Source organism: Streptomyces sp. NPDC028910 (assembly GCF_055564955.1).
In genome coordinates this window covers 170402-192803 of the sequence record NZ_JBVHVF010000013.1, presented here as the reverse complement: position 1 = coordinate 192803, position 22402 = coordinate 170402, and the positions used below count along the sequence as shown (strand labels likewise).

General features: G+C 70.8%; 18 protein-coding genes. 9 read left to right on the top strand and 9 right to left on the bottom strand.

Annotated elements, in window-relative coordinates; translation table 11 throughout:
* Positions 1-104 precede the first annotated feature (104 nt).
* Together ACZ4TV_RS18290 and ACZ4TV_RS18285 are read right to left on the bottom strand one after the other, a co-directional pair.
* Positions 105-911, bottom strand: coding sequence for an Fpg/Nei family DNA glycosylase (locus ACZ4TV_RS18290; protein ID WP_468135685.1), 807 nt, complete (start codon positions 909-911; stop codon positions 105-107).
* A gap of 73 nt (positions 912-984) precedes the next feature.
* Positions 985-1470: a ribose-5-phosphate isomerase gene (locus ACZ4TV_RS18285; RefSeq protein WP_468135684.1), complete on the bottom strand. Its 486-nt coding sequence runs from the start codon at positions 1468-1470 to the stop codon at positions 985-987.
* Between the two features lie 219 nt (positions 1471-1689).
* Here ACZ4TV_RS18285 and ACZ4TV_RS18280 point away from each other — a divergent pair, with 219 nt between their 5' ends.
* The gene (locus tag ACZ4TV_RS18280; RefSeq protein ID WP_468135683.1) at positions 1690-3126 is read left to right on the top strand and encodes an amino acid permease; all 1437 of its coding nucleotides are present in this window, start codon (positions 1690-1692) and stop codon (positions 3124-3126) included.
* An 84-nt stretch (positions 3127-3210) separates the two neighbouring features.
* On the opposite strand, the gene ACZ4TV_RS18275 is transcribed toward ACZ4TV_RS18280, so the two are convergent.
* Positions 3211-3795: a biotin transporter BioY gene (locus ACZ4TV_RS18275; RefSeq protein WP_468135682.1), complete on the bottom strand. Its 585-nt coding sequence runs from the start codon at positions 3793-3795 to the stop codon at positions 3211-3213.
* A 286-nt stretch (positions 3796-4081) separates the two neighbouring features.
* Here ACZ4TV_RS18275 and ACZ4TV_RS18270 point away from each other — a divergent pair, with 286 nt between their 5' ends.
* Positions 4082-5479 (top strand): amino acid permease, encoded by a 1398-nt coding sequence (locus ACZ4TV_RS18270; RefSeq protein WP_468135681.1) that lies wholly within the window; start codon positions 4082-4084, stop codon positions 5477-5479.
* 191 nt (positions 5480-5670) lie between these two features.
* Positions 5671-6327: a superoxide dismutase gene (locus ACZ4TV_RS18265; protein ID WP_468135680.1), complete on the top strand. Its 657-nt coding sequence runs from the start codon at positions 5671-5673 to the stop codon at positions 6325-6327.
* A gap of 121 nt (positions 6328-6448) precedes the next feature.
* On the opposite strand, the gene ACZ4TV_RS18260 is transcribed toward ACZ4TV_RS18265, so the two are convergent.
* The gene (locus ACZ4TV_RS18260) at positions 6449-7093 is read right to left on the bottom strand and encodes a mycothiol-dependent nitroreductase Rv2466c family protein (protein WP_468135679.1); all 645 of its coding nucleotides are present in this window, start codon (positions 7091-7093) and stop codon (positions 6449-6451) included.
* A 119-nt stretch (positions 7094-7212) separates the two neighbouring features.
* On the opposite strand from ACZ4TV_RS18260, the gene pepN (ACZ4TV_RS18255) reads away from it, so the two are divergent.
* Positions 7213-9771 (top strand): aminopeptidase N, encoded by a 2559-nt coding sequence (gene pepN / locus ACZ4TV_RS18255; protein ID WP_468135678.1) that lies wholly within the window; start codon positions 7213-7215, stop codon positions 9769-9771.
* Positions 9772-10054: 283 nt separating this feature from the next.
* Positions 10055-11017, top strand: a complete 963-nt coding sequence (locus ACZ4TV_RS18250; RefSeq protein ID WP_468135677.1) for a hypothetical protein — start codon at positions 10055-10057, stop codon at positions 11015-11017.
* Here ACZ4TV_RS18250 and ACZ4TV_RS18245 read toward each other — a convergent pair.
* Together ACZ4TV_RS18245 and ACZ4TV_RS18240 are read right to left on the bottom strand one after the other, a co-directional pair.
* Positions 10993-11880 carry a pyridoxamine 5'-phosphate oxidase family protein gene (locus ACZ4TV_RS18245; protein ID WP_468135676.1) on the bottom strand — a complete coding sequence of 296 codons (888 nt, stop codon included), beginning with the start codon at positions 11878-11880 and terminating at the stop codon, positions 10993-10995. The genes ACZ4TV_RS18250 and ACZ4TV_RS18245 overlap by 25 nt on opposite strands.
* Before the next feature lie 14 nt (positions 11881-11894).
* Positions 11895-12365 (bottom strand): VOC family protein, encoded by a 471-nt coding sequence (locus ACZ4TV_RS18240; RefSeq protein ID WP_468135675.1) that lies wholly within the window; start codon positions 12363-12365, stop codon positions 11895-11897.
* A 119-nt stretch (positions 12366-12484) separates the two neighbouring features.
* Between ACZ4TV_RS18240 and ACZ4TV_RS18235 the strand changes: the two genes are divergently transcribed.
* From ACZ4TV_RS18235 to ACZ4TV_RS18225, 3 genes are all read left to right on the top strand, one after another.
* Positions 12485-13045, top strand: coding sequence for a CGNR zinc finger domain-containing protein (locus ACZ4TV_RS18235; protein ID WP_468135674.1), 561 nt, complete (start codon positions 12485-12487; stop codon positions 13043-13045).
* A 272-nt stretch (positions 13046-13317) separates the two neighbouring features.
* Complete coding sequence (locus ACZ4TV_RS18230; protein WP_468135673.1) at positions 13318-16641, top strand: S8 family serine peptidase; 3324 nt, start codon at positions 13318-13320, stop codon at positions 16639-16641.
* Positions 16642-16910: 269 nt separating this feature from the next.
* Positions 16911-17939, top strand: a complete 1029-nt coding sequence (locus ACZ4TV_RS18225; protein ID WP_468135672.1) for an aspartate-semialdehyde dehydrogenase — start codon at positions 16911-16913, stop codon at positions 17937-17939.
* 58 nt (positions 17940-17997) lie between these two features.
* Here the strand turns inward: ACZ4TV_RS18225 and ACZ4TV_RS18220 are convergent, their stop codons facing one another.
* Entirely contained in the window at positions 17998-18345 is a 348-nt protein-coding gene (locus ACZ4TV_RS18220) for a type II toxin-antitoxin system PemK/MazF family toxin (RefSeq protein WP_468135671.1), read from the bottom strand.
* Complete coding sequence (locus tag ACZ4TV_RS18215) at positions 18332-18562, bottom strand: ribbon-helix-helix domain-containing protein (RefSeq protein WP_468135670.1); 231 nt, start codon at positions 18560-18562, stop codon at positions 18332-18334. Before ACZ4TV_RS18215 ends, ACZ4TV_RS18220 begins: the two co-directional genes overlap by 14 nt.
* Before the next feature lie 141 nt (positions 18563-18703).
* Between ACZ4TV_RS18215 and pepN (ACZ4TV_RS18210) the strand changes: the two genes are divergently transcribed.
* On the top strand, positions 18704-21307 hold the full coding sequence (gene pepN, locus ACZ4TV_RS18210) for an aminopeptidase N (protein ID WP_468135669.1): 2604 nt from the start codon (positions 18704-18706) through the stop codon (positions 21305-21307).
* Between the two features lie 183 nt (positions 21308-21490).
* Here the strand turns inward: pepN (ACZ4TV_RS18210) and ACZ4TV_RS18205 are convergent, their stop codons facing one another.
* Positions 21491-22396 (bottom strand): LysR family transcriptional regulator, encoded by a 906-nt coding sequence (locus ACZ4TV_RS18205; protein WP_468135668.1) that lies wholly within the window; start codon positions 22394-22396, stop codon positions 21491-21493.
* Between the last annotated feature and the right edge of the window lie 6 nt (positions 22397-22402).

The following is a 22402-nucleotide window of genomic DNA, read 5'->3' as shown; positions in this document are numbered from 1 at the left end:
AGTGCTGTCGCGAGGGTTTCGAGATCTGTCGTCACAAACGGATCAACGAGACCCTCGCTTCATGCGCCCGAAGACTTCGGACTTACTCGTCTAGGGGGTGTGACCTAGCGGGACTGGCAGGTCGGGCACCAGAAGAGGTTGCGGGCGGCGAGATCGGCGGTGCGGATCTCGTCCCCGCAGATGTGGCAGGGCATGTTCGCCCTCCGGTAGACGTACACCTCGCCGCCGTGGTCGTCGACCCGCGGCGGGCGGCCCATCGCCTCGGGCAGGTGCTCGTCGCGGACGGTGTCGATGCGGTTGTTGCGCACGCCCTCGCGCATCAGGGCGGCCAGGTCGGCCCACATGGCGTCCCACTCGGCGCGGGAGAGGTCCTTGCCCAGCCGGTACGGGTCGATGCCGTGCCGGAAGAGGACCTCGGCGCGGTAGACGTTGCCGACGCCCGCGACGATCTTCTGGTCCATGAGCAGGGCGGCGACGGTGGTGCGGGAGCGGGAGATCCGGGCCCAGGCGCGGTCGGGGTCGTCGCCGCCGCGCAGCGGGTCGGGGCCGAGGCGGTCGTGTATCGCCTTCTTCTCGCCCTCGGCGATCAGCGCGCAGGCGGTCGGACCGCGCAGGTCGGCGTAGTGCTCCGCGTTGAGCAGCCGCAGCCGGACCGTGTCGGTGGCGGGCGGCGCGGGGGCGGGACCGAAGCCGAGCTTGCCGAAGAGACCGAGGTGGATGTGGATCCAGGCGTCGCCCAGCTCCAGGAACAGGTGCTTGCCGTGCGCCTCGGCGCTCTCCAGCGGGCGCCCGTCGAGCTGGGCCGCGCTCTCGGCGAACCGGCCCTGGGGGCTGCTCACCCTCACTTCGCGCCCCGCGAAGCGCTGGGTGTGGTCCTGGGCGAGGCGGTGGATCGTATGCCCCTCGGGCACGGCACGGCTCCTTGAGAAACAGAACGGCCGTGCCCCCGGGAATCCCGTCCCGGGGGCACGGCCGGAAGCGGAATCAGCCCTGCGGGTGGTGGGCCGGGATCGGGGGGAGCTCGCCGGTCTGCTCGTAGGCGGAGAGCATGTCGATGCGGCGCGTGTGGCGCTCCTCGCCGGAGTACGGGGTCGCCAGGAAGGCCTCGATGAAGCTGACGGCCTCCTCCTGCGTGTGCATCCGGCCGCCGACGGAGATCACGTTGGCGTTGTTGTGCTCACGGCCGAGCTGGGCGGTCTGGACGCTCCAGGCCAGGATGGCGCGGACGCCCTTGACCTTGTTCGCGGCGATCTGCTCGCCGTTGCCGGAGCCGCCGATCACGATGCCGAGGCTGTCGGCGTCCGCGGCGGTCTTCTCCGCGGCGCGGAGGCAGAACGGCGGGTAGTCGTCCACCGCGTCGTAGATGTGGGGCCCACAGTCGACGGGCTCGTGGCCGTTGTTCTTGAGCCAGTCCACCAGGTGGTTCTTGAGCTCAAAGCCGGCATGGTCGGATCCGAGGTACACGCGCATGGGACGAGTGTGGCACGAGGTGGCCCGACAGCCCGCAGCGGGTGTCGCGTAAGTCACTTCTCAAGCTCAAGTAAACCCAAAGAACGCAGATGGGACACGGTGGGGCTTTGGTCCTGGACGTTCGTCCTGAGGCAACGATCCGGATTGAGGTCTTCCGTCCTGCGTTCATCTCAGGTTTCAATGCCGGGGCTCGCAACCCGAGAACCTAAGGATCCGTCCATGAGCTCCACGACGACCCTTCAGAAGGAAGGCGACCCCACCGCCGGTAACCCCGGTGACGGTCTGCCCTCCGACGGTCTGAAGGCCGGTCTCAAGAACCGCCACCTGTCCATGATCGCCATTGGCGGCGTCATCGGCGCCGGCCTCTTCGTCGGCTCCGGTGGCGGTATCGCCAAGGCCGGCCCCGCCATCCTGATCTCCTACGCGCTGGTCGGCGCGATGGTCGTCTTCGTGATGCGGATGCTGGGCGAGATGGCCGCCGCCAGCCCGAACTCGGGATCCTTCTCCGCCTACGCGGACCGGGCGCTCGGCCGCTGGGCCGGTTTCTCCATCGGCTGGCTCTACTGGTTCTTCTGGGTCGTCGTGCTCGCCGTGGAGGCCACCGCCGGTGCGGCCATCCTGGAGAGCTGGATCCCGGCCGTCCCGCAGTGGGGCTGGGCGCTGATCGTGATGGCGGTCCTGACCGTCACCAACCTCGGCTCGGTCGCCTCCTACGGTGAGTTCGAGTTCTGGTTCGCGGGCATCAAGGTCGTCGCCATCGGCGCGTTCGTGATCGTCGGCATGCTGGCCGTCTTCGGCCTGCTGCCGGGCTCCGACAACCCGGGTGCGGGCTTCGCGCACCTGACCGACGCCGGCGGCTTCTTCCCCAACGGCTACGGCGCCGTCCTCACCGGCGTGCTGATGGTCGTCTTCTCCTTCATGGGCAGCGAGATCGTCACGCTGGCGGCCGGCGAGTCGGAGAACCCCCGCAAGGCGGTCACCCAGGCGACCAACTCCGTCATCTGGCGGATCGGCGTCTTCTACCTCGGCTCGATCTTCATCGTGCTGACCCTGCTCCCGTGGAACGACAAGTCGATCACCGAGAAGGGCTCGTACGTCGCCGCCCTGGACTCGATCGGCATCGCGCACGCCGGCACGATCATGGAGGTCATCGTCCTGACCGCCGTGCTGTCCTGCCTGAACTCGGGCCTCTACACCGCCTCCCGCATGGCCTTCTCGCTCGGTGAGCGGGGCGACGCGCCGAAGGCGTTCGCCAAGGTCAACGCCAAGGGCGTGCCGGTGGCCGCGATCCTGGGCTCCACGGTCTTCGGCTTCGTCGCCGTCTACTTCAACTACGCCTTCAAGGACACGGTCTTCACCTTCCTGCTGAACTCCTCGGGTGCCATCGCGCTCTTCGTCTGGCTGGTGATCTGCTTCACCCAGCTGAAGATGCGCGGCATCCTGGTCCGCGAGGCCCCGGAGAAGCTGACCGTGAAGATGTGGTTCTTCCCGTGGCTGACCTGGGCCACCGCCGCACTGATCACGTTCGTGATCGGCTACATGTTCGTGGACGACGCCAACCGCGAGGTGGTCACGCTGTCCACCCTGGTCGCCGGCCTGGTCGTGGCCGTCGGCCTGGTGCTGGACTTCCGCCGGCGGTCCGCCGCGCGTCGCTAGTCCGCGGTAAAGCCCGCCCGCACGGCAGCAGCCCCGGACCACAGCGTGGTGGTCCGGGGCTGCTGTACGAAGGGGGGCGGCCGGTCAGCCCCGGCGGCCGACCAGCTTCCAGGCGGTCGGCAGGGCGCCCATGGCCAGCGCGGCCTTGAGGGCGTCCCCGATCAGGAACGGGGTCAGGCCCGTCGCCACGGCGACGCCCAGGGACATCCCGGTGGCGGCCATCAGGTAGGGCACGCCCACCGCGTAGATCACCGCGGAGCCCAGCACCATCGTGCCGGCCGTACGCAGCACCGAGCGGTCGGCGCCGCGCCGCGCGAGGGCGCCGACGAGGGTGGAGGCCAGCAGCATGCCGAGGACGTACCCGAAGGTCGCGCCGCCGGCGCCGGAGCCGCCGCCCGCGAACCACGGCACACCGGCCATGCCGACCAGGGTGTAGAGGGCGAGGGAGAGGAAACCGCGGCCGGCGCCGAGCGCGGTGCCGACGAGCAGCGCGGCGAAGGTCTGACCGGTGATCGGCGCGGCCAGGCCGTCGACGTGGACCGATATCTGAGCGGCCAGCCCGGTGAGCGCGGCGCCGCCGACGACGAGCGCGATGTCGCGGACGCGGCTCGCGGGCAGCAGATCGGCGAGGACGGCGCCGGGCCGGAGGGAAACGGAAGCAGTGCTCATCGGGGGGCTCCACGGGGTGGCGGGGGCAGGACGATCACCGACGTTAGTCCGCGGTCCGCCGCCGCCCCCACCTCCGCCCGGGACAAAGCCGTGCCCCCCGGCTTGGTGGGGATACCACAAAGCCCGCCCCACACACCCGGGTCGACGTGATCCTCGTCACGAGGAACATCAGACAACACGTCCGTTTTGCGCGGACGACCGCCGCTCAGCAAGACTGTGGGATCCCGCCAATCCTGTCGCGGAACCCCATCACCGCTGGGCCGAACGAGAGTACGAGCACTCCCTGATGCGTGAGCCCCTGCAAGAAGCACCTCCCACGACGGGCGAACTGCCCGCGGAACCCCTCAGCCACAGCCTCAAGCAGCGCCACCTGACCATGCTGGGCCTCGGCGGCGTGATCGGCGCCGGGCTCTTCGTCGGCTCCGGAGCCGGCATCGGCATCGCCGGTCCCGCGATCATCTGCTCCTACCTGCTCGCGGGCGTCCTCGCGATGCTGGTGATGCGGGCGCTCGGCGAGATGTCGGCCGCGATGCCCGCCTCGGGCTCGTTCTCCGTCTACGCGGAGCGGGCGCTCGGGCGCTGGGCCGGCTTCTCGGCGGGCTGGCTGTACTGGTTCCTGCTGGTCGTGGTGCTGGCCGTGGAGGCCACCGGCGCCGCGAAGATCGCGAACGGCTGGGTCCCCTCGATCGACCAGTGGGTCTGGGTGCTGCTCTTCATGGTGGTCTTCACCCTCAGCAACCTGGCCGCCGTGCGGAACTTCGGTGAGTTCGAGTTCTGGTTCGCCGCCCTGAAGGTCGGCGCGATCGTGCTCTTCCTGATCCTCGGCACCCTGGCGGTCTTCGGTCTGCTCCCGGACACCGACCCGGTCGGCATGGCCAACCTCACCGGCCAGGGCGGCTTCTTCCCGGCCGGCATCGGCGGGGTGATCGCCGGCATGCTCGCCGTCGTCTTCGCCTTCGGCGGCCTGGAGGTCGTCACCATCGCGGCCGCCGAGTCGGACGACCCGGCGCGGTCGGTGGCCCGCGCGGTGCGCAGTGCCGTGTGGCGCATCCTCTTCTTCTACGTCGGCTCGATGCTGGTCATCGTGACCCTGCTGCCGTGGGACTCGCTGAAGCCGGGTCAGAGCCCGTACGTCGCCGTCCTCGACTCCATCGGCATCCCGGCGGCCGGCCAGATCATGAACATCGTGGTGTTCGTGGCCCTGCTGTCGGCGCTCAACGCGAACCTGTACGGGTCCTCGCGCATGGTGTTCTCGCTGGCCGAACGCGGCGAGGCACCCCGGGCGCTGCTGAAGGTCTCGGGCGGCGGGGTGCCGCGCCGGGCCGTGTTCGCGTCGGTGGCCTTCGGCTTCGTGTCGGTGGTGCTGAACCTGCTGTGGCCGGACACGATCTTCCTCTACATGCTCAACGCGGTCGGCGCGGTGCTGCTGTTCGTGTGGGCGCTGATCGCGGTCTCCCAGCTGAGGCTGCGCCGCCGGATCGAGCGGGAAATGCCGGAGCGGCTGACCCTGCCGATGTGGCTGTTCCCGTACGCGACCTGGGCGGCGCTGATCGGGATGGCGGCGGTGCTGGTCCTGATGCTGTTCGACGATTCCGCGCGGCCGCAGCTGCTGTGGTCCTCGGGCGCGGCCGCGGTGGTCCTCGCGGTGGCGGGCGTCCGCGAACTCCGGGCGCGGCGCGCCTGATCGAGGCCCCGGCGGCCGATGCGCAGCAGGACCCGAGCGGCGGGCCCCGTGCACAGGCACGGGGCCCGCCTTCTGCGTACGCCCTCGCACTCAGGTAACCCTTACGTGTGACGCGGAATAGATGCTGCTAGCGTGCAGTTGCGCATTGATTGCAATAAGCAGTTGGCACGCCGAGGGGACCGGACACACGCATGGCCATCTACACGCTTCCTGAGCTTCCTTACGACTACGCGGCGCTGGAGCCGGTGATCAATCCGCAGATCATCGAGCTCCACCACGACAAGCACCACGCGGCCTACGTCGCGGGCGCCAACACCACGCTGGAACAGCTGGAGGAGGCGCGCGCCAAGGAGAACTGGGGCGCGCTGAACGGCCTGGAGAAGAACCTCGCGTTCCACCTCTCCGGCCACATCCTGCACAGCATCTACTGGCACAACATGGCCAGCCCGAAGACCGGTGAAGGCGGCGGCATCCCGGACGAGCAGGACGGCCTGGGAGAGCTCCCGGCCGCGATCACCGAGTCCTTCGGCTCCTTCGCCGCCTTCAAGAAGCAGCTGACCTTCGCGTCCTCCGCGACGCAGGGCTCCGGCTGGGGCGTGCTCGCGTACGAGCCCATCAGCGGGCGCCTGATCGTCGAGCAGATCTACGACCACCAGGGCAACGTGGGCCAGGCCTCGGTGCCGATCCTGGTCTTCGACGCCTGGGAGCACGCCTTCTACCTCCAGTACAAGAACCAGAAGGTGGACTTCATCGAGGCGATGTGGAACGTCGTCAACTGGCAGGACGTGGCGAAGCGCTACGCCGACGCCAAGGCGAACACCCCGCTGCTGATCCCCGCCAAGGGCTGATCAGTCCCACCAGCCCGTCCGCCTCGTGATCGTCTTCTCAACCTTCGCGTGCGGGCGTGTCCATCAGAAGGCCCCCTTGAGGACGTGACTCAAGGGGGCCTTCTGCGTGCGGTACCCGGCGTTACTCGAAGGAGGGGCCCTTGGTACGGGTGCGCTTGATCTCGTAGAAGCCCGGGGTGGAGGCGACGAGCAGGGTGCCGTCCCACAGCCGGGCGGCGGCGTCGCCGCGCGGGGTCGGGGTGACGACCGGGCCGAAGAAGGCCACGTCTCCCTCGACGCCCGGAACGGAGATCACCGGGGTGCCGACCTCCTGGCCGACCCGGTCGATGCCGTCGTTGTGCGAGGCCCGCAGCACCTCGTCGTACTCGTCCGAGTCGGCGTACGCGAGCAGCTCGGCCGGCAGGCCGACCTCGGCCAGCGCCTCGGCGATCACTTCGCGGGTCGGACCCTTGTCCTCGTTGTGGATGCGGGTGCCGAGCGCCGTGTAGAGCTTGCCGGTCACCTCCTCACCGTGCTTCTGCTGGGCCGCTATGACCACGCGCACCGGGGCCCAGCCCTTGGGGCCGAGCAGCTCGCGGTAGACCTCGGGCAGCTCGTCGAGCTTGTTCTCGTTGAGAACGGCGAGGCTCATCACGTGCCAGCGGACCTCGACGTCGCGGACCTTCTCGACCTCGACCATCCAACGGGACGTCATCCAGGCCCAAGGGCAGAGCGGGTCGAACCAGAAGTCGACCGGGGTCTTCTCGCGCACCTGGGTGTCGGTCATGTCTCTCCTCAATCTCGGTCTCGGTCTCGGTCTTGGTCTCGCCAACCAGGACGGAGGCACGCGCATTCCCTCGTGCGAGGATTCGACACAAGAACGCGATCACGCACGAAGGAGTGCACGTGCCCGGAGAGAATCTGTCCCGCGACGAGGCCCGCGAACGGGCCGAACTGCTGTCCGTCGACGGGTACGAGGTGGTCCTCGACCTCAGGTCCGCGGTGGACGAGGCCGAACCGGCCGAGGGTCCCCGGACCTTCCGCTCGGTGACGACGATCCGTTTCCGGGCCGCGGCCACCGGCAGCTCCACCTTCGCGGACCTGATCGCGCCTTCCGTGAACTCCGTGACCCTGAACGGGCGCGCCCTGGACGTGGCCGCCGTCTTCGACGGGGCGCGGATCGCGCTGGACGGCCTCGCCGCCGAGAACGTCCTGGTGGTGGACGCGAACTGCGCGTACAGCCGGACGGGCGAGGGCATGCACCGCTTCGTGGACCCGGAGGACGGCGAGGTCTACCTCTACACCCAGTACGAGCCGGCCGACGCACGGCGGGTGTACGCGAACTTCGAGCAGCCGGACCTGAAGGCGCCGTACCGCTTCGAGGTGGCCGCACCCGAGGGCTGGCAGGTGTGGAGCAACGGCGCGGAGCAGTCGCGTGAGGCCGGTGTCTGGCGGTTCGCCGAGACCGCGCCGATCTCCACGTACATCACGTGCGTGGTGGCGGGGCCCTACCACTACGTGACGGACTCCTACACGCGCGGGGACCTGACCATCCCGCTGGGCGCGATGTGCCGCAAGGGGCTGGCGAAGCACTTCGACGCGGACGACGTCTTCCTCGTCACCAAGCAGGGCTTCGACCTCTTCCACGAGATCTTCGACTACCCGTACCCCTTCGGCAAGTACGACCAGGCCTTCGTGCCGGAGTACAACCTGGGCGCGATGGAGAACCCGGGGATGGTCACCTTCCGGGAGGAGTACATCTTCCGCGGCAAGGTCACGCAGGCTTCGTACGAGCGGCGCGCGAACGTCATCCTGCACGAGATGGCCCACATGTGGTTCGGCGACCTCGTCACCATGAGGTGGTGGGACGACCTGTGGCTGAAGGAGTCCTTCGCGGACTTCATGGGCTCCTTCGGGCTGGTCGAGGCCACCCGTTTCGACCAGGCGTGGGTCACCTTCGCCAACAGCCGCAAGGCGTGGGCCTACCGCGCCGACCAGCTGCCGTCCACGCACCCGATCACGGCCGACATCCGTGACCTGGAGGACGCCAAGCTGAACTTCGACGGCATCACCTACGCCAAGGGCGCGGCGGTGCTGAAGCAGCTCGTGGCGTACGTGGGCCGGGAGGCGTTCCTGGAGGGCGCGCGGCGCTACTTCAAGGCCAACGCGTACGGGAACACGACGCTGGACGACCTGCTGTCGGTGCTCGCGGAGGTCTCCGGGCGGGACATGGCCGAGTGGTCGCGGGCCTGGCTGCAGACGGCGGGCGTGAACGTGCTGACCCCGGTGGTGACCTGTGACGCGGGCGGGCGGGTGACCGAGCTGGCGGTGATGCAGGAAGGTGACGAGCTACGCCCGCACCGGGTCGCGGTCGGCCTGTACCGGCTGGAGTCCGACGGGACCCTGGTCCGCTACGCGCGGGCCGGGGTGGACGTGTCGGGCGTGCGGACCGTGGTCGAGGAGCTGGCGGGCCGGGAGCGGCCCGACCTGGTGCTGGTCAACGACGAGGACCTCACCTACTGCAAGATCCGCTTCGACGAGGGCTCGCTGGCCACGCTGCGGGCGCACCTGGGTGACCTGACGGATCCCCTCGCGCGGGCGCTGAGCTGGTCGGCGCTGTGGAACCTGACGCGGGACGGCCTGATGCCGGCGCGCGACTTCGTCTCGCTGGTACTGGCGCACGCGGGCCGGGAGACGGACGTCGGCGTCCTGCAGATGCTGCACGCGCAGGCGCTGACCTCGGTCACCCACTACGCGACGCCGGACTGGCGCGAGCAGGGCGGCCGGGAGCTGGCGGCGGGGGCGCTGCACGAACTGCGGCTGGCGGAGGCGGGATCGGAGCACCAGCTGACGTGGGCCCGCTTCTTCGCGGCGAGCGCGGCGACGGAGGGCGACTTCCAGCTGCTGCTCGGGCTGCTGGACGGGTCGGCGCGGATCGACGGGCTGGAGGTGGACCAGGAGCTGCGCTGGGACTTCCTGCTGCCGCTGGCCGCGCACGGGGCGGTGGACGAGGGCGTGCTCGCCGCCGAACTGGCGCGCGACGACACGGCGTCGGGCAAGCGGCACCAGGTGCGGTGCCTGGCGGCGCGGCCGTCGCGGGCGGTGAAGGACCAGGCGTGGGCGGCGGTGGTCGAGTCCGACGCGCTGTCCAACGCGCTGGTGGAGGCGACGATCGCGGGCATGCAGCAGGCTTCGCAGCGGGACCTGCTGGCGGCCTACGCGGAGCGCTACTTCGAGGTGATCGAGCGGGTGTGGGCGGACCGGTCGATCCAGATCGCGATGGACGTGGTGAAGGGGCTGTACCCGGCGCTCCAGGACCCGGAGCCGACGCTGGCAGCCACGGACGCCTGGCTCTCGTCGCACCCTTCGGCTCCGCCGGCCCTGCGCCGCCTGGTCGTCGAGTCCCGCGACGACCTGGCGCGAGCCCTTGCCGCGCAGCGCTGCGACGAGGCGTCGGCCAACTAGCCCACGGCGCGGGGGTGTCGGGGGCGCTGCCCCCGACACCCCCGCGCCTCAAAAACACGGCGCTCCGCGCCCGCGCCTCAAACGCCGGCAATTTCAGCCCCGCCGGCGATTGAGGCGCGGGGGGCCGGGGGCAGCGCCCCCGGCAGCGGCGCCGCGCCGGCACACTCACCGGCGCACCCCATCGGCAGTCGAACGCCCGTACTTTAGCCCCGGCTTGTCCCGATTTGCCGACGGGCGTGTAACAGGGGTTAGCAAGGCCATGGCCTGAGGGAATCACCGCGTCATGAACCACAACGCACCCCTCCCCCTCGCCCACCTCACCGGCAGCCGCCCCCGCGTGCTGACCCTCGCCCAGCTGCGCGAGCACGGCGTCACCGCGTCCGACGCCGCCGAGCGGCCCTGGCAGCAGATCCTGCCCGGGGTCTTCCTGCTCCACTCGGGGCCCGCGACCAGCGAGGAGCGGCTGCACGCCGCACTGCTGTACGCGGGCCGGCGCGGCGCGGGCGAGGCCATGATCACCGGGCTGGCGGCGCTCGCCCTGTACCGGTTCAGCTCCACCCCGGCGCTGCTCGCCCTCTCGCACATCGACGTACTCGTGCCCGGCACCCGGCGGCTGCGGTCCACCGGAGAGGTGCGGATCGTCAGGTCGCACACTCCGCCCCGGCCCCAGGAGGTGACCGGGCTGCCGGTGGCGCCCGTCGCGCGGGCCGTCGCCGACGCCGTCGCCCAGCTCTCCGACGCCGGCACCGTACGCCGCCTGCTCAGCGAGGCCGTCCGCGCCGGGCACTGCGAACCGGCCGCCGTCGTACGGGAGCTGACGGTGGCCCGGCTGCTGAACCGGCCGCACGTGGTCGACGCGGTCGAGTCGCTCCTCGCCGAGGGGCGCGCCATCGCCGAGGACCGGCTGTACCACCTCGTACGGGGCTACGACCTGCCCGACCCCGTCTGGAACGTGGACCTTCGGCTGCCCGGCGGCCCGCACCTCGGCGGGGTCGACGCGTACTGGCCCGAGCACTCCGTGGCCGTGGAGATCGACACCCGCGCCCCGCGTCAGGGGGAGGACGAGCAGTGGTCCGAGTGCGTGCGCAAGCGGGAGACGCTGGAGCGGCTCGGGGTGACCGTCATCCACATCACCCCGCGCAAGCTCCGCGACTGGCCCGAGCAGCAGGCCGCGGTCGTCCGGACCGCCCTGACGGCCTCCGGCGACCGCGAACCCGCCGCCTATCTGGTGGTACTTCCCAGGTGAGGCGAGTACTCCGGGGTGCTCCAGAGCAGCCGCCCCGGATGGACGCTCTCCACCACCGACTCCACCCGGAAGCGGGTGCGGCGGGCTCCGTCGGCCCCGAACTCCGTCCGGGCCCGGCCGCTGAGCTGGAGGACGGCCCCGCTCTCCCAGTCCGGGAAGAGCAGCCCGGCCCGCGGATCGGCCGTCAGGTTCCCCAGGGTCAGGAACATGGCGTTGCCCGCGTAGTCCGGCCAGGCCAGCTCGGTCGGCGAGAGCACCTCCACGAAGCCCGGCAGCCCGCCCCGGTGACTGGCGTCGGCCCCGTCCGCCTCCGCCGTGGTGGCGACGAAGAAGGTGTCGGCGCCGCGGACGGCCCGCTCCTGTTCGGGGGTGAGCGCATGGCCCCGCCGTACGACACCCGCTCCGTGCGCGGCCCGCTCCAGCGGCTGCCGCTTCTGCAGGTACTTCGGGCAGTTGGCGAAGACCTGCTCGGCCTCGACGGCGAAGCCTCCCGGCGTCACCTCGACGGTTCCGTTCAGCCGCATCCGGCGCCGCGTGCGCGGGTCGAGCGCGATGGTCCCGACCCGGGTCCCGGCCGTGGCGAGCGCCTCGGTGAGCGGGTCGCCCGCCGCGGGACCGCCGGCGACCGCGATCCGGTCCGGCCCGGTGGCCCGTACGAAACCGGGCGCACCGGTGAGCAGGCTCGCCCACATCCGCCCCGCGCCGTCGGCGGCTGCGACCACCAGGTGCGGCTGGAGCCCCAGGAAGGCCGCGGCGACGTCCCGGATCCCCGTGCCGATCGAGCGGCCGACGTGCTCGGCGAGCTCCCGTACGCCGACCCGGTCCTGCACGGCCAGCGGGCCCCAGTGGTACGCCCCGGACATCGCAGGCCCCGGCATTAGAAGAAGCCGCAGGTCGGCGCGGATGCGGCAGGAGCGGGCGCGCCCTCGGCCCCGGTCGGTACGGAGATCTCCAGGCGGGTCCCGTCGGGGTCGCGGAAGAAGATGCCGCCGGAGGCCGCTCCCTCGCCGTGGGCGACGACCCCCTCGTAGGCGAACTCGACGCCCAGGCCGCGCAGCCGCGCCTCGTACTCCCGTACCTCCTCGATGGCGGCGGCGGTGAACGCCAGGTGGTGCAGTCCGGCCGCGGCCGGGGCGTACGCGCCCTCGGCCTGCTGCCAGAGGGTGAGGACCAGCTCGCCGTCCTGGCCGAGGAAGGCGTGGCGACGCCCCTCTTCCTTGCCCTCGCCGAGGACCTGGAAGCCGAGGACGTCCCGGTAGAAGGCGAGCGAGCGGTCCACATCGGTGACGTTGAGGCCCACGTGGCCGGTACGGAGCGTGCTGATGGCAGTGCTGATGGCAGTGGTCATGGCAGTGCCTTCCCCAGAGGTGCCTGATGTCTAACCTTCTAAATCTAGATTAGTGGTTAGGCATGAGCGCGTCAACCGCTCACGTATTCTTGAGGGGTTAGTAGCGCGAGGAGGCGGACATGACGGCGACGGATCCACGGCCCCTGACCGGGGAGCCGGTCTCGCTGGACCTGCTGAACACGCGCTGGGTGCGGGAGGGTGAGATCACCGACCTCTTCGCGGGGGCTTTCGGGCTGACCCGGGTCGAGGGGCTCGCCATCTGGCTGGAGAGCACCGGTCTGGCCGACCGCTTCCGCGCCGACGCCCCGACCCTCGTCCACCTGCTGACCGCGCGCGAGGCACTGGCCCGCGCGGTGACGGACCCGGCCGACGAGAGCGCCCGCGCCCTGGTCGACGCCGTCCTGGAGCACGGCCGCATCCGTGCCACCCTGACCTTTGAAGGTCCGGGCGAGCGGGCCGAGTTCGACGACCCGGCCTGGGGTCCGGCCTGGACGGCCGCCCGGGACTACCTGGAGCTGCTGAGCACCACGCCCGACCGGATCCGCAAGTGCGCCTCGGAGACGTGCGTCCTGCATTTCCACGACGTCTCGCGCAACGGCACCCGTCGTTGGTGCTCGATGGCCGCCTGCGGAAACCGCGCGAAGGCCTCGCGCCACTACGCGCGCACGCGCGAGCGCTGATCGCTCGAAATCCGTCACACCCGCACCGGGACGCGACCGCGTTCCGGTGCTGACGCATAGCCACCAAGTCGACAAGTCAACTCTTCAGCCCCTGTGTTTGGCCCCATTGTGCCCCGGTACGGCCGCACTGGCGCATACCTCGCGCTGGCGGGTGTCCGCCATGGCAGGTCTCGGTCAATGACAACCGTTCCCAAACGGCTGTCACTTACGACAGGCTGACCGGTCATCCGGCACCGAAATGCGGACCGTTTCTTTCACTAACAGGGATGCTGATGACCCTCGAATCCCCCAGCTCCATACCCGGGGCCAGACGCGTCGCGCGCGTCGCGGCCGCGGCCGGCCTGGTCGCCGCCCTCGCGGCCACCGGCTCCGCGCCCGTCTTCGCCGCGACCGGAGCCGACGACCCGGGAACCAAGCCGGCCGTCAAGTCGGCTGACCAGAAGCTCGGTTCGGCCGACGCCGAGCTTCTGCGGGAGGCCAAGGCCAAGGGTGACGCGAACGTCACCGTCATGGTCGCGACCGCCCCCGGCCAGACCAAGCAGGTGGCCGACCAGCTCGGCGCCGTCCAGGGCGCCTCGGTGGGCCAGACGTACGACAAGCTCGGTTACGTGCGCGCCACTCTGCCCACCGGCAAGGCGGAGGCCGCGCTGAAGGCGGCCGTCAAGCTGTCCTCGGTGCACGGCATCGACCTGCGGCACGAGATCCAGCGGCCGGACCCGCGCCCCGACGCCGACCGGGAGACCGGTGCGGTCAAGCGGACCGCGGCCGAGACCTACGCGGCGCCGGACAAGAACACCCCGGCGAAGAACCCGTACAACCCGTCCTTCGAGACCGGTGCCGTTGATTTCGTGGAGCAGCACCCGCAGGCCGACGGCCGCGGCGTGACCATCGGCATCATGGACTCGGGTGTCGACCTCGGTCACCCGGCCCTGCAGAAGACCACCACCGGCGAGCGCAAGATCGTCGACTGGGTGACGGCCACCGACCCGATCACCGACGGCGACGCCACCTGGCGCGCGCAGATCACCCCGGTCACCGCCGCCGGCGGCACCTTCACCGCGGGCGGCCAGAGCTGGAAGGCCCCGGAGGGCAGCTTCCAGTGGAGCCGCTTCAGCGAGTCGATCACCGCCAACGGTGACATGAAGGGCGACGTCAACCGGGACGGGGACACCACCGACCGGTTCGGCATGCTCTACGACGCCGCCGCCGGCACCGTCCGCGTCGACACCGACCAGGACGGCGACTTCACGAACAACGAGCCGATGAAGCCGTACAAGGACGGCTACCAGATCGGCTACTTCGGCACGGACAACCCGGCGACCGAGGTCGCCGAGCGCATCCCGTTCGTGATCGAGATCCGCAAGGACGTCCCGATGGACCCGCTGGGCGGCGACTGGGTCGGCAAGAAGGCCGACTTCGTCAACGTCGGCATCATCGAGTCCGAGCACGGCACGCACGTCGCCGGCATCACCGCCGCCAACAGCCTCTTCGGCGGCAAGATGAACGGCGCGGCGCCCGGCGCGAAGCTCGTCTCCTCGCGCGCCTGCTCCTGGTCCGGCGGCTGCACCAACATCGCGCTGACCGAGGGCATGATCGACCTCGTCGTCAACCGCGGTGTGGACATCGTCAACATGTCCATCGGTGGTCTCCCGGCGCTGAACGACGGCAACAACGCCCGCTCGGAGCTGTACCGGAACCTCATCGACACCTACGGCGTCCAGCTGGTCATCTCGGCCGGCAACTCGGGCCCGGGCGTCAACACCATCGGCGACCCCTCCCTCGCGGACAAGGTCATCTCCGTGGGCGCCGCGGTCTCCAAGGAGACCTGGGCCGCCAACTACGGCTCCGGCGTGGCCACGAAGTACAACATGTTCCCCTTCTCCTCGCGCGGTCCGCGTGAGGACGGCGGCTTCACGCCGACCATCACCGCCCCCGGCGCCTCGATCAACACCATCCAGACCTGGGTGCCCGGTCAGCCCGTGAAGGAGGCCGGTTACAGCCTGCCGGCCGGCTACGGCATGCTCCAGGGCACCTCGATGTCCTCGCCGCAGGCGGCGGGCACCAGCGCCCTGCTGATCTCGGCCGCGAAGCAGCAGAACATCAAGCTGACCCCGGCCGCCCTGCGCATCGCGCTCACCAGCACCGCGAAGAAGATCGACAACGTCCCGGCACACGCCCAGGGCGCGGGTCTGATCGACGTCGCCGGCGCGTGGGAGTCCATCCAGCGCGACGCGAAGGCCGAGGAGTTCACCGTCAAGGCGCCGGTCGACACCGCGATCGACCAGTTCCTCAAGACCCCGGGCTTCGGCGCCGGCCTGTACGACCGCGAGGGCGGCCTCAAGGTCGGCCAGAAGAAGGTCTACAACGTCGTCGTCACCCGCACCACGGGCGTCAAGTACGGCACCCGGCACAACCTGAGCTGGCGCAACAGCGACGGCACCTTCAAGGTCCTCGGCGGCTACGACTACGTCACCCTGCCGCTGAACAAGCCCGTCACCATCAAGGTCGAGGCCAACGCCACGTCGGCCGGCGTGCACAGCGGCATCCTGCAGCTGGACGACGAGAACACCGAGGGCATCGACAAGCAGATCCTGACCACGGTGGTCGCGGCGGCCCCGCTGGCCTCGCCGTCCTTCACGCTGTCGCAGAGCTCCTCCGTGCAGCGCAACAGCCACAAGTCGTACTTCGTGACCGTCCCGCAGGGCGCCAAGAGCCTTGAGGTCGCCCTCAGTGGTCTCGCGGCCGACAGCCAGACGCGCTTCATCGCGATCCACCCGTACGGTGTGCCGGTCGACCCCACCTCCACGGTCAACTGCTACCCGAACTACGACAACCCGGCCAACACCTGCCGCCCCGACGTGCGCTCGTACCCCGAGCCGCAGCCGGGCGTCTGGGAGATCGAGGTCGAGTCGCGCCGTACGTCGCCGCTGCTCGACAACCCGTTCAAGCTGGACGTCTCCGTGCTCGGCGCGGCCTTCGACCCGGCGGTCAAGGTCCTGCCCGAGGTGAAGCAGGGCACCCCGGCTCCGGTCCAGTGGAGCGTCAAGAACGAGGCCGCGGCCATCACCGGCGGCAAGCTCCAGGGCGGTCCGCTCGGCTCCGCGAAGGTCGCCAAGCCGACCATCGCGAACGGTGAGACCCACACGACCGAGGTCACGGTCGCCGAGGGCACCTCGCGCCTCGACGTCGCGATCGGCAAGGTGTCCGACACCGGCGCCGACCTCGACCTGGAGGTCTACAAGGACGGCGTCAAGGTCGGCTCCGCCGCCGACGGCGACTCCGAGGAGGCCGTGAGCCTGGTGAACCCGGCCGCGGGCACCTACACCGTCAAGGTGATCGGCTACGCGGTCCCGGCCGGTTCCACCACCTACGACTACCGCGACGTGTTCTTCTCGGCCGCCCTGGGCTCCGTCCAGGTCGACGAGGCCGCCGCGGTGAACCTCGCCAACGGCGCCACCGCGCAGGTCTCGGCGAACGTCCTGGTCAGCAGCCCGGCCCCCGAGGGCCGTCAGTTCTTCGGCCAGGTCCAGCTGCTCAACGCCCGCGGCACCGCCGCCGGCACCGGCAGCGTGCAGATCGAGAAGGTCCTCCCGTAGTACGCGACTCGTACGCGACCGAAGGGCCGGTGCTCCCCGGAGCACCGGCCCTTCGGCCTTTCCGGGCGCGAGTTCCGCCCTTGACCGGCGCTGACCTGGCAAAACGGCCGTTCAGGGGCCCTGCGCCAGGCCCGCCGCGGACGCGTCGGACGCGTTCACCTCCGGGACACCGTCCGTTCCTCGGACAATGGATTGGACAAGACTCGTGGGGTCGAACGCATGATGGCTTAAACGCGCGCGCCCGCGTCGTACGTACCAAAGGAGTCACCGTGAGGGTCGGAATCGTCGGAGCCACCGGACAGGTCGGCGGAGTCATGCGCGGCATCCTCGCCGAGCGGAAGTTCCCGGTGGACGAGCTGCGGCTGTTCGCCTCGGCCCGTTCCGCGGGCTCCACCCTTGAGTGGGAGGGCCGGGAGATCACCATCGAGGACGCCTCCACGGCCGACTACTCGGGCCTGGACATCGTGCTCTTCTCCGCGGGCGGCGCCACCTCCCGGGCCCTGGCCGAGAAGGTCGCCTCGCAGGGCGCCGTCGTGATCGACAACTCCTCCGCCTGGCGCAAGGACCCCGAGGTCCCCCTCGTGGTCTCCGAGGTCAACCCGCACGCGATCAAGAACCGCCCCAAGGGCATCATCGCGAACCCGAACTGCACCACCATGGCCGCGATGCCGGTGCTGCGCCCGCTGCACGAAGAGGCCGGCCTGTCCGCGCTGATCGCCACCACCTACCAGGCCGTGTCCGGCTCGGGCCTGGCCGGTGTCGCCGAGCTCGACGGCCAGGTCCAGGCCGTGGCCGCGCGGGCCACGGAGCTGGCCCACGACGGCGAGGCCTTCGCGTTCCCGGAGCCGGCGGTCTACCGGCGGCCGATCGCCTTCAACGTGCTGCCGCTCGCGGGCTCGATCGTGGACGACGGTTCGCACGAGACGGACGAGGAGCAGAAGCTCCGCAACGAGTCCCGCAAGATCCTGGAGATCCCGGAGCTGCGCGTCTCGGGCACCTGCGTGCGCGTGCCGGTCTTCTCCGGCCACTCCCTCCAGATCAACGCCCGTTTCGACCGCCCGATCAGCGTCGAGCGCGCCTACGAGCTGCTGAAGGACGCCCCGGGCGTGGAGCTGTCCGAGATCCCGACCCCTCTCCAGGCCGCCGGCAAGGACGCCTCGTACGTGGGCCGCATCCGCGTCGACGAGACGGTGGAGAACGGCCTCGCGCTGTTCCTCTCGAACGACAACCTCCGCAAGGGCGCGGCCCTGAACGCGGTCCAGATCGCGGAGCTGGTGGCCGAGGAGCTGCGCGGCTGATCCCGCTCGCACGACTGAGAGGGGCGGCACCGTCACGGTGCCGCCCCTTTCGCGTCGCTCACAGCGCGAGATGCCTCCGCAGCGCGACGTCGATCTCCGCCATACGCTGGCGCGGCACCAGGCCCACCCGCCTGCGCAGGCGCTCCGCGGCGACCGCGCGGACCTGCTCGCACTGCGCCTTCGAGTCCTTCGGCATGCCGCAATCGGCTGCCGGCAGGAAGACCTGGAACGTGAAGACACGGGCCGTGTTCGACGTCAGGGGCACCACCGTGACGACCCCTCGGCCATTGCGCACCACCGACTCGTTGGCGGCGTTGTGCGACACGATCACGGCCGGCCGGACCTTGTCGGCCTCGCTGCCCCGCGCGGGCTCGAGGTCCACGAGGTAGATGTCACCACGCCTCATCGGTGACCCCGTCTCCGGCCGTCCGGTCCCAGAGGGCCGCGTCCTCATCCGTGTCCCACTCGGCGAAGGCCGCGGCGTACTCGGCTTCCAGTTTCGCGGCACGCAGCAGGTCGATCGCTTCGTGTATCACGGCCGAGCGCGAGTCGGCATCCGTTCTGGTCACGTACTCGTCGACGAAGGCGACATCCTCCTGCGGCAAGCTCACGCTGATCTTCATACCGTCAATCCTACCGTGGTAGGACCGGCTGTGCTACCGAACCGGCCGGAGGGTGGCACTCGCCTGTGGATCACTCCCGCCCGGCCGGCCCGGGCCCGTGGAAAGATGGGCCGGAACGTAACCATCGAAGGAGATGACCGCGTGCCAGGCACGAATCTCACCCGTGAAGAGGCTCAGCAGCGGGCAAAGCTGCTCACCGTCGACTCCTACGAGATCGAACTCGATCTCAGCGGTGCGCAGGAGGGTGGCACCTACCCGTCCGTGACCACCGTGCGCTTCCAGTCGGCCGAGGCCGGGGCCGAGACCTTCATCGACCTGGTCGCACCGACCGTGCACGAGGTCGTCCTGAACGGCGAGTCGCTCGACGTCGCGGCGGTCTTCCGGGACTCCCGGATCGCCCTGGACCACCTGGCGGCCGGGGCCAACGAGCTCCGGGTCGTCGCGGACTGCGCGTACACCAACACCGGTGAGGGCCTGCACCGCTTCGTGGACCCGGTCGACCAGCAGGCTTATCTCTACACCCAGTTCGAGGTGCCGGACGCGCGGCGGGTCTTCGCCAGCTTCGAGCAGCCCGACCTGAAGGCGACGTTCCAGTTCACCGTGACGGCCCCCGAGGGCTGGACGGTCATCTCGAACTCGCCACGGGACGTTCCCGAGGGGGCAGATGCGGCGGACGTCAAGGACAACGTCTGGCGCTTCGAGCCGACCCCGCGCATCTCCTCGTACGTCACGGCGCTGATCGCCGGCCCGTACCACGCGGTGCACAGCTCGTACGAGGGCCCGGACGGCCAGTCCGTACCGCTCGGCATCTACTGCCGGCCCTCGCTCGCCGAGTTCCTCGACGCGGACGCGATCTTCGACGTGACGCGGCAGGGCTTCGACTGGTTCCAGGAGAAGTTCGCGTACGACTACCCCTTCGCCAAGTACGACCAGCTCTTCGTCCCGGAGTTCAACGCGGGCGCCATGGAGAACGCGGGCGCGGTCACCATCCGCGACCAGTACGTCTTCCGCTCGAAGGTGACGGACGCGGCGTACGAGGGGCGCGCCGAGACCATCCTGCACGAGCTCGCGCACATGTGGTTCGGCGACCTCGTCACCATGGAGTGGTGGAACGACCTGTGGCTGAACGAGTCCTTCGCGACCTACACGTCGATCGCCTGCCAGGCGTCCGCCGAGGGCACGAAGTGGCCGCAGGCGTGGACGACCTTCGCCAACTCCATGAAGACCTGGGCGTACCGGCAGGACCAGCTGCCGTCCACGCACCCGATCATGGCGGACATCCGTGACCTCGACGACGTCATGGTCAACTTCGACGGCATCACGTACGCCAAGGGCGCCTCGGTGCTCAAGCAGCTGGTCGCCTACGTCGGCACGGACGCCTTCTTCAAGGGCGTGCAGGCGTACTTCAAGGCGCACGCGTTCGGGAACACGCGCCTGTCCGACCTGCTCGGCGCCCTGGAGGAGACCTCGGGCCGCGACCTGACCGCGTGGTCGAAGGCGTGGCTGGAGACGGCCGGCATCAACGTCCTGCGCCCGGAGATCAGCACCGGTGCGGACGGTCTGATCACCGCCTTCGGCGTCCACCAGGAGGCGCCCGCGCTGCCCGTCGGCGCCAAGGGCGCCTCGACCCTGCGCCCGCACCGGATCGCGGTCGGCCTGTACGACCTCCAGGACGGCGCCCTCGTGCGCACCGACCGGATCGAGCTGGACATCGACGGCGCGCTGACGGCGGTGCCGGAGCTCGTGGGCCGCGCGCGCCCGGCGGTCGTCCTGCTGAACGACGACGACCTGTCGTACGCGAAGGTCCGGCTGGACGAGGAGTCCCTCGCCACGGTCACGGCGCACATCGGCGACTTCACGCAGTCCCTGCCGCGCGCGCTGTGCTGGGCCTCGGCCTGGGACATGACGCGTGACGGCGAGCTCGCCACCCGCGACTACCTCGCGCTGGTCCTCTCCGGCATCGGCAAGGAGACCGACATCGGCGTCGTCCAGTCGCTGCACCGGCAGGTGAAGCTGGCCATCGACCTGTACGCCGACCCGGCGTGGCGGGAGCATGGCCTGGCGGCCTGGACCGAGGCCACGCTGGAGCGGCTGCGTGCGGCGGAGCCGGGCAGCGACCACCAGCTGGCGTGGGCGCGGGCCTTCGCGGCCACCGCCCGCACCGAGGGGCAGCTGACCTACCTGTCGGCGCTGCTGGACGGCTCGGCCGTGATCGAGGGCCTGGCCGTCGACACCGAGCTGCGGTGGACGTTCCTGGAGCGGCTCGCCGCGACGGGGGTCGCCGGGGAGGAGGCCATCGCGGCCGAGCTGCGGCGCGACCCGACGGCGGCCGGCGAACGCCACGCGGCGACCGCGCGGGCGGCGCGGCCGACGGCGGAGGCCAAGGCCGCGGCCTGGGCCTCGGTGGTGGAGTCCGCCGATCTGCCCAACGCGGTGCAGGAGGCCGTGATCGGCGGCTTCGTCCAGACCGACCAGCGCGAGCTGCTGGCCCCGTACACCGCGAAGTACTTCGCGGCGGTCAAGGAGGTCTGGGAGACCCGCAGCCACGAGATCGCCCAGCAGATCGCGGTGGGGCTGTACCCGTCCCTCCAGGTCTCGCCGGAGACGCTGGCCGCGACGGACGCCTGGCTGGCCTCGGCCGAGCCGAACGCGGCCCTGCGGCGGCTGGTCCTGGAGTCGCGCGCGGGCGTGGAGCGCGCGCTGAAGGCTCAGGCGGCCGACGCGGCCGCTGCCGCTCGGGTCTAGGGGATCCCGGGCTCCGCCCGCACCCGCGGGACCAAGCTCGTCCCGCGGGTGCGGCGCCGCTTCTCGGGGGCCAGCCCCCGAACCCCCGCGCCTCAAACGCCGGCGAGGCTGAAGCTTCCAGCCTCGCCGGCGTTTGAGGCGCGGGGTCTGGGGCGGAGCCCCAGCTGCGGCGGAGCGCCGCAGCTATCGGTGGCGGTCGGCGGCTACGGCTCGCAGGGCCGTCAGGACGTGGGACACCGCGGGCGCGGCCTCGGCGCCGCGGCGGACCGCCGCGATCACGTGCCGGGTGGGCCGGTCGTGGGCCAGGACCCGCACCGCCACCCCCGAGGCCCGGCTCGACACCATGCGCGGGACCAGCGCCACCCCCATCCCCGCCTCGACCATGGCGAGGATCGCCGTCCAGCCGGACGCCGAGTGCGCCTGCTCCGGTACGAAGCCCGCCGCCTCGCAGGCGGTGCGGGCGATCTCCTGCCACGGGCCGCTGCCCCCGTAGATCCACGGGGCCCCGGACAGGTCCGCCAGCCGCAGGCCCGGCGCGGCCGCCAGCGGATGGCCCGGCGGGAGCGCCACGTCCAGCGGGTCCTCCAGGAGCGTCACCCGGGTGAACCGGGCATCGCGCGCGGTCGGCGCATGGGCCGCCAGCGACAGCGCCAGGTCGACGCCCCCGGCCGACAGGAGCTCGTAGGACTCGGCGGCCTCGGTCTCCCGGACCCGGACCTCCACCCCCGGGTGGGTCGTGCGCAGCGCCGCCACCGCCGGGACCACGAGCGCCGGCACGGCGGTGGAGAAGGCGCCGACCCGGACCTCCCCCGCGTCCCCGGCGAGATATCCGGCCAGCTCCGCGTCGGCCCGCTCCAGCTCGGCGAACACCGCCTCCGCGTGCCGCAGTACGAGGTGGGCCGCGTGGGTGAGGCGGACCCGCCGGCCCTCTGCCTCCAGCAGCACCACACCCAGCTGCCGGGCGAGGTTCGTCAGCTGCTGCGAAACGGCCGAGGGCGTCATGTGCAGCGCCTCGGCCGTCGCGGTCACGGTCCCCCGCTCGGCGAGGGTCCGCAGGATCCGCAGCTTCTTGATGTCCCACTCGGTCATGGGGCC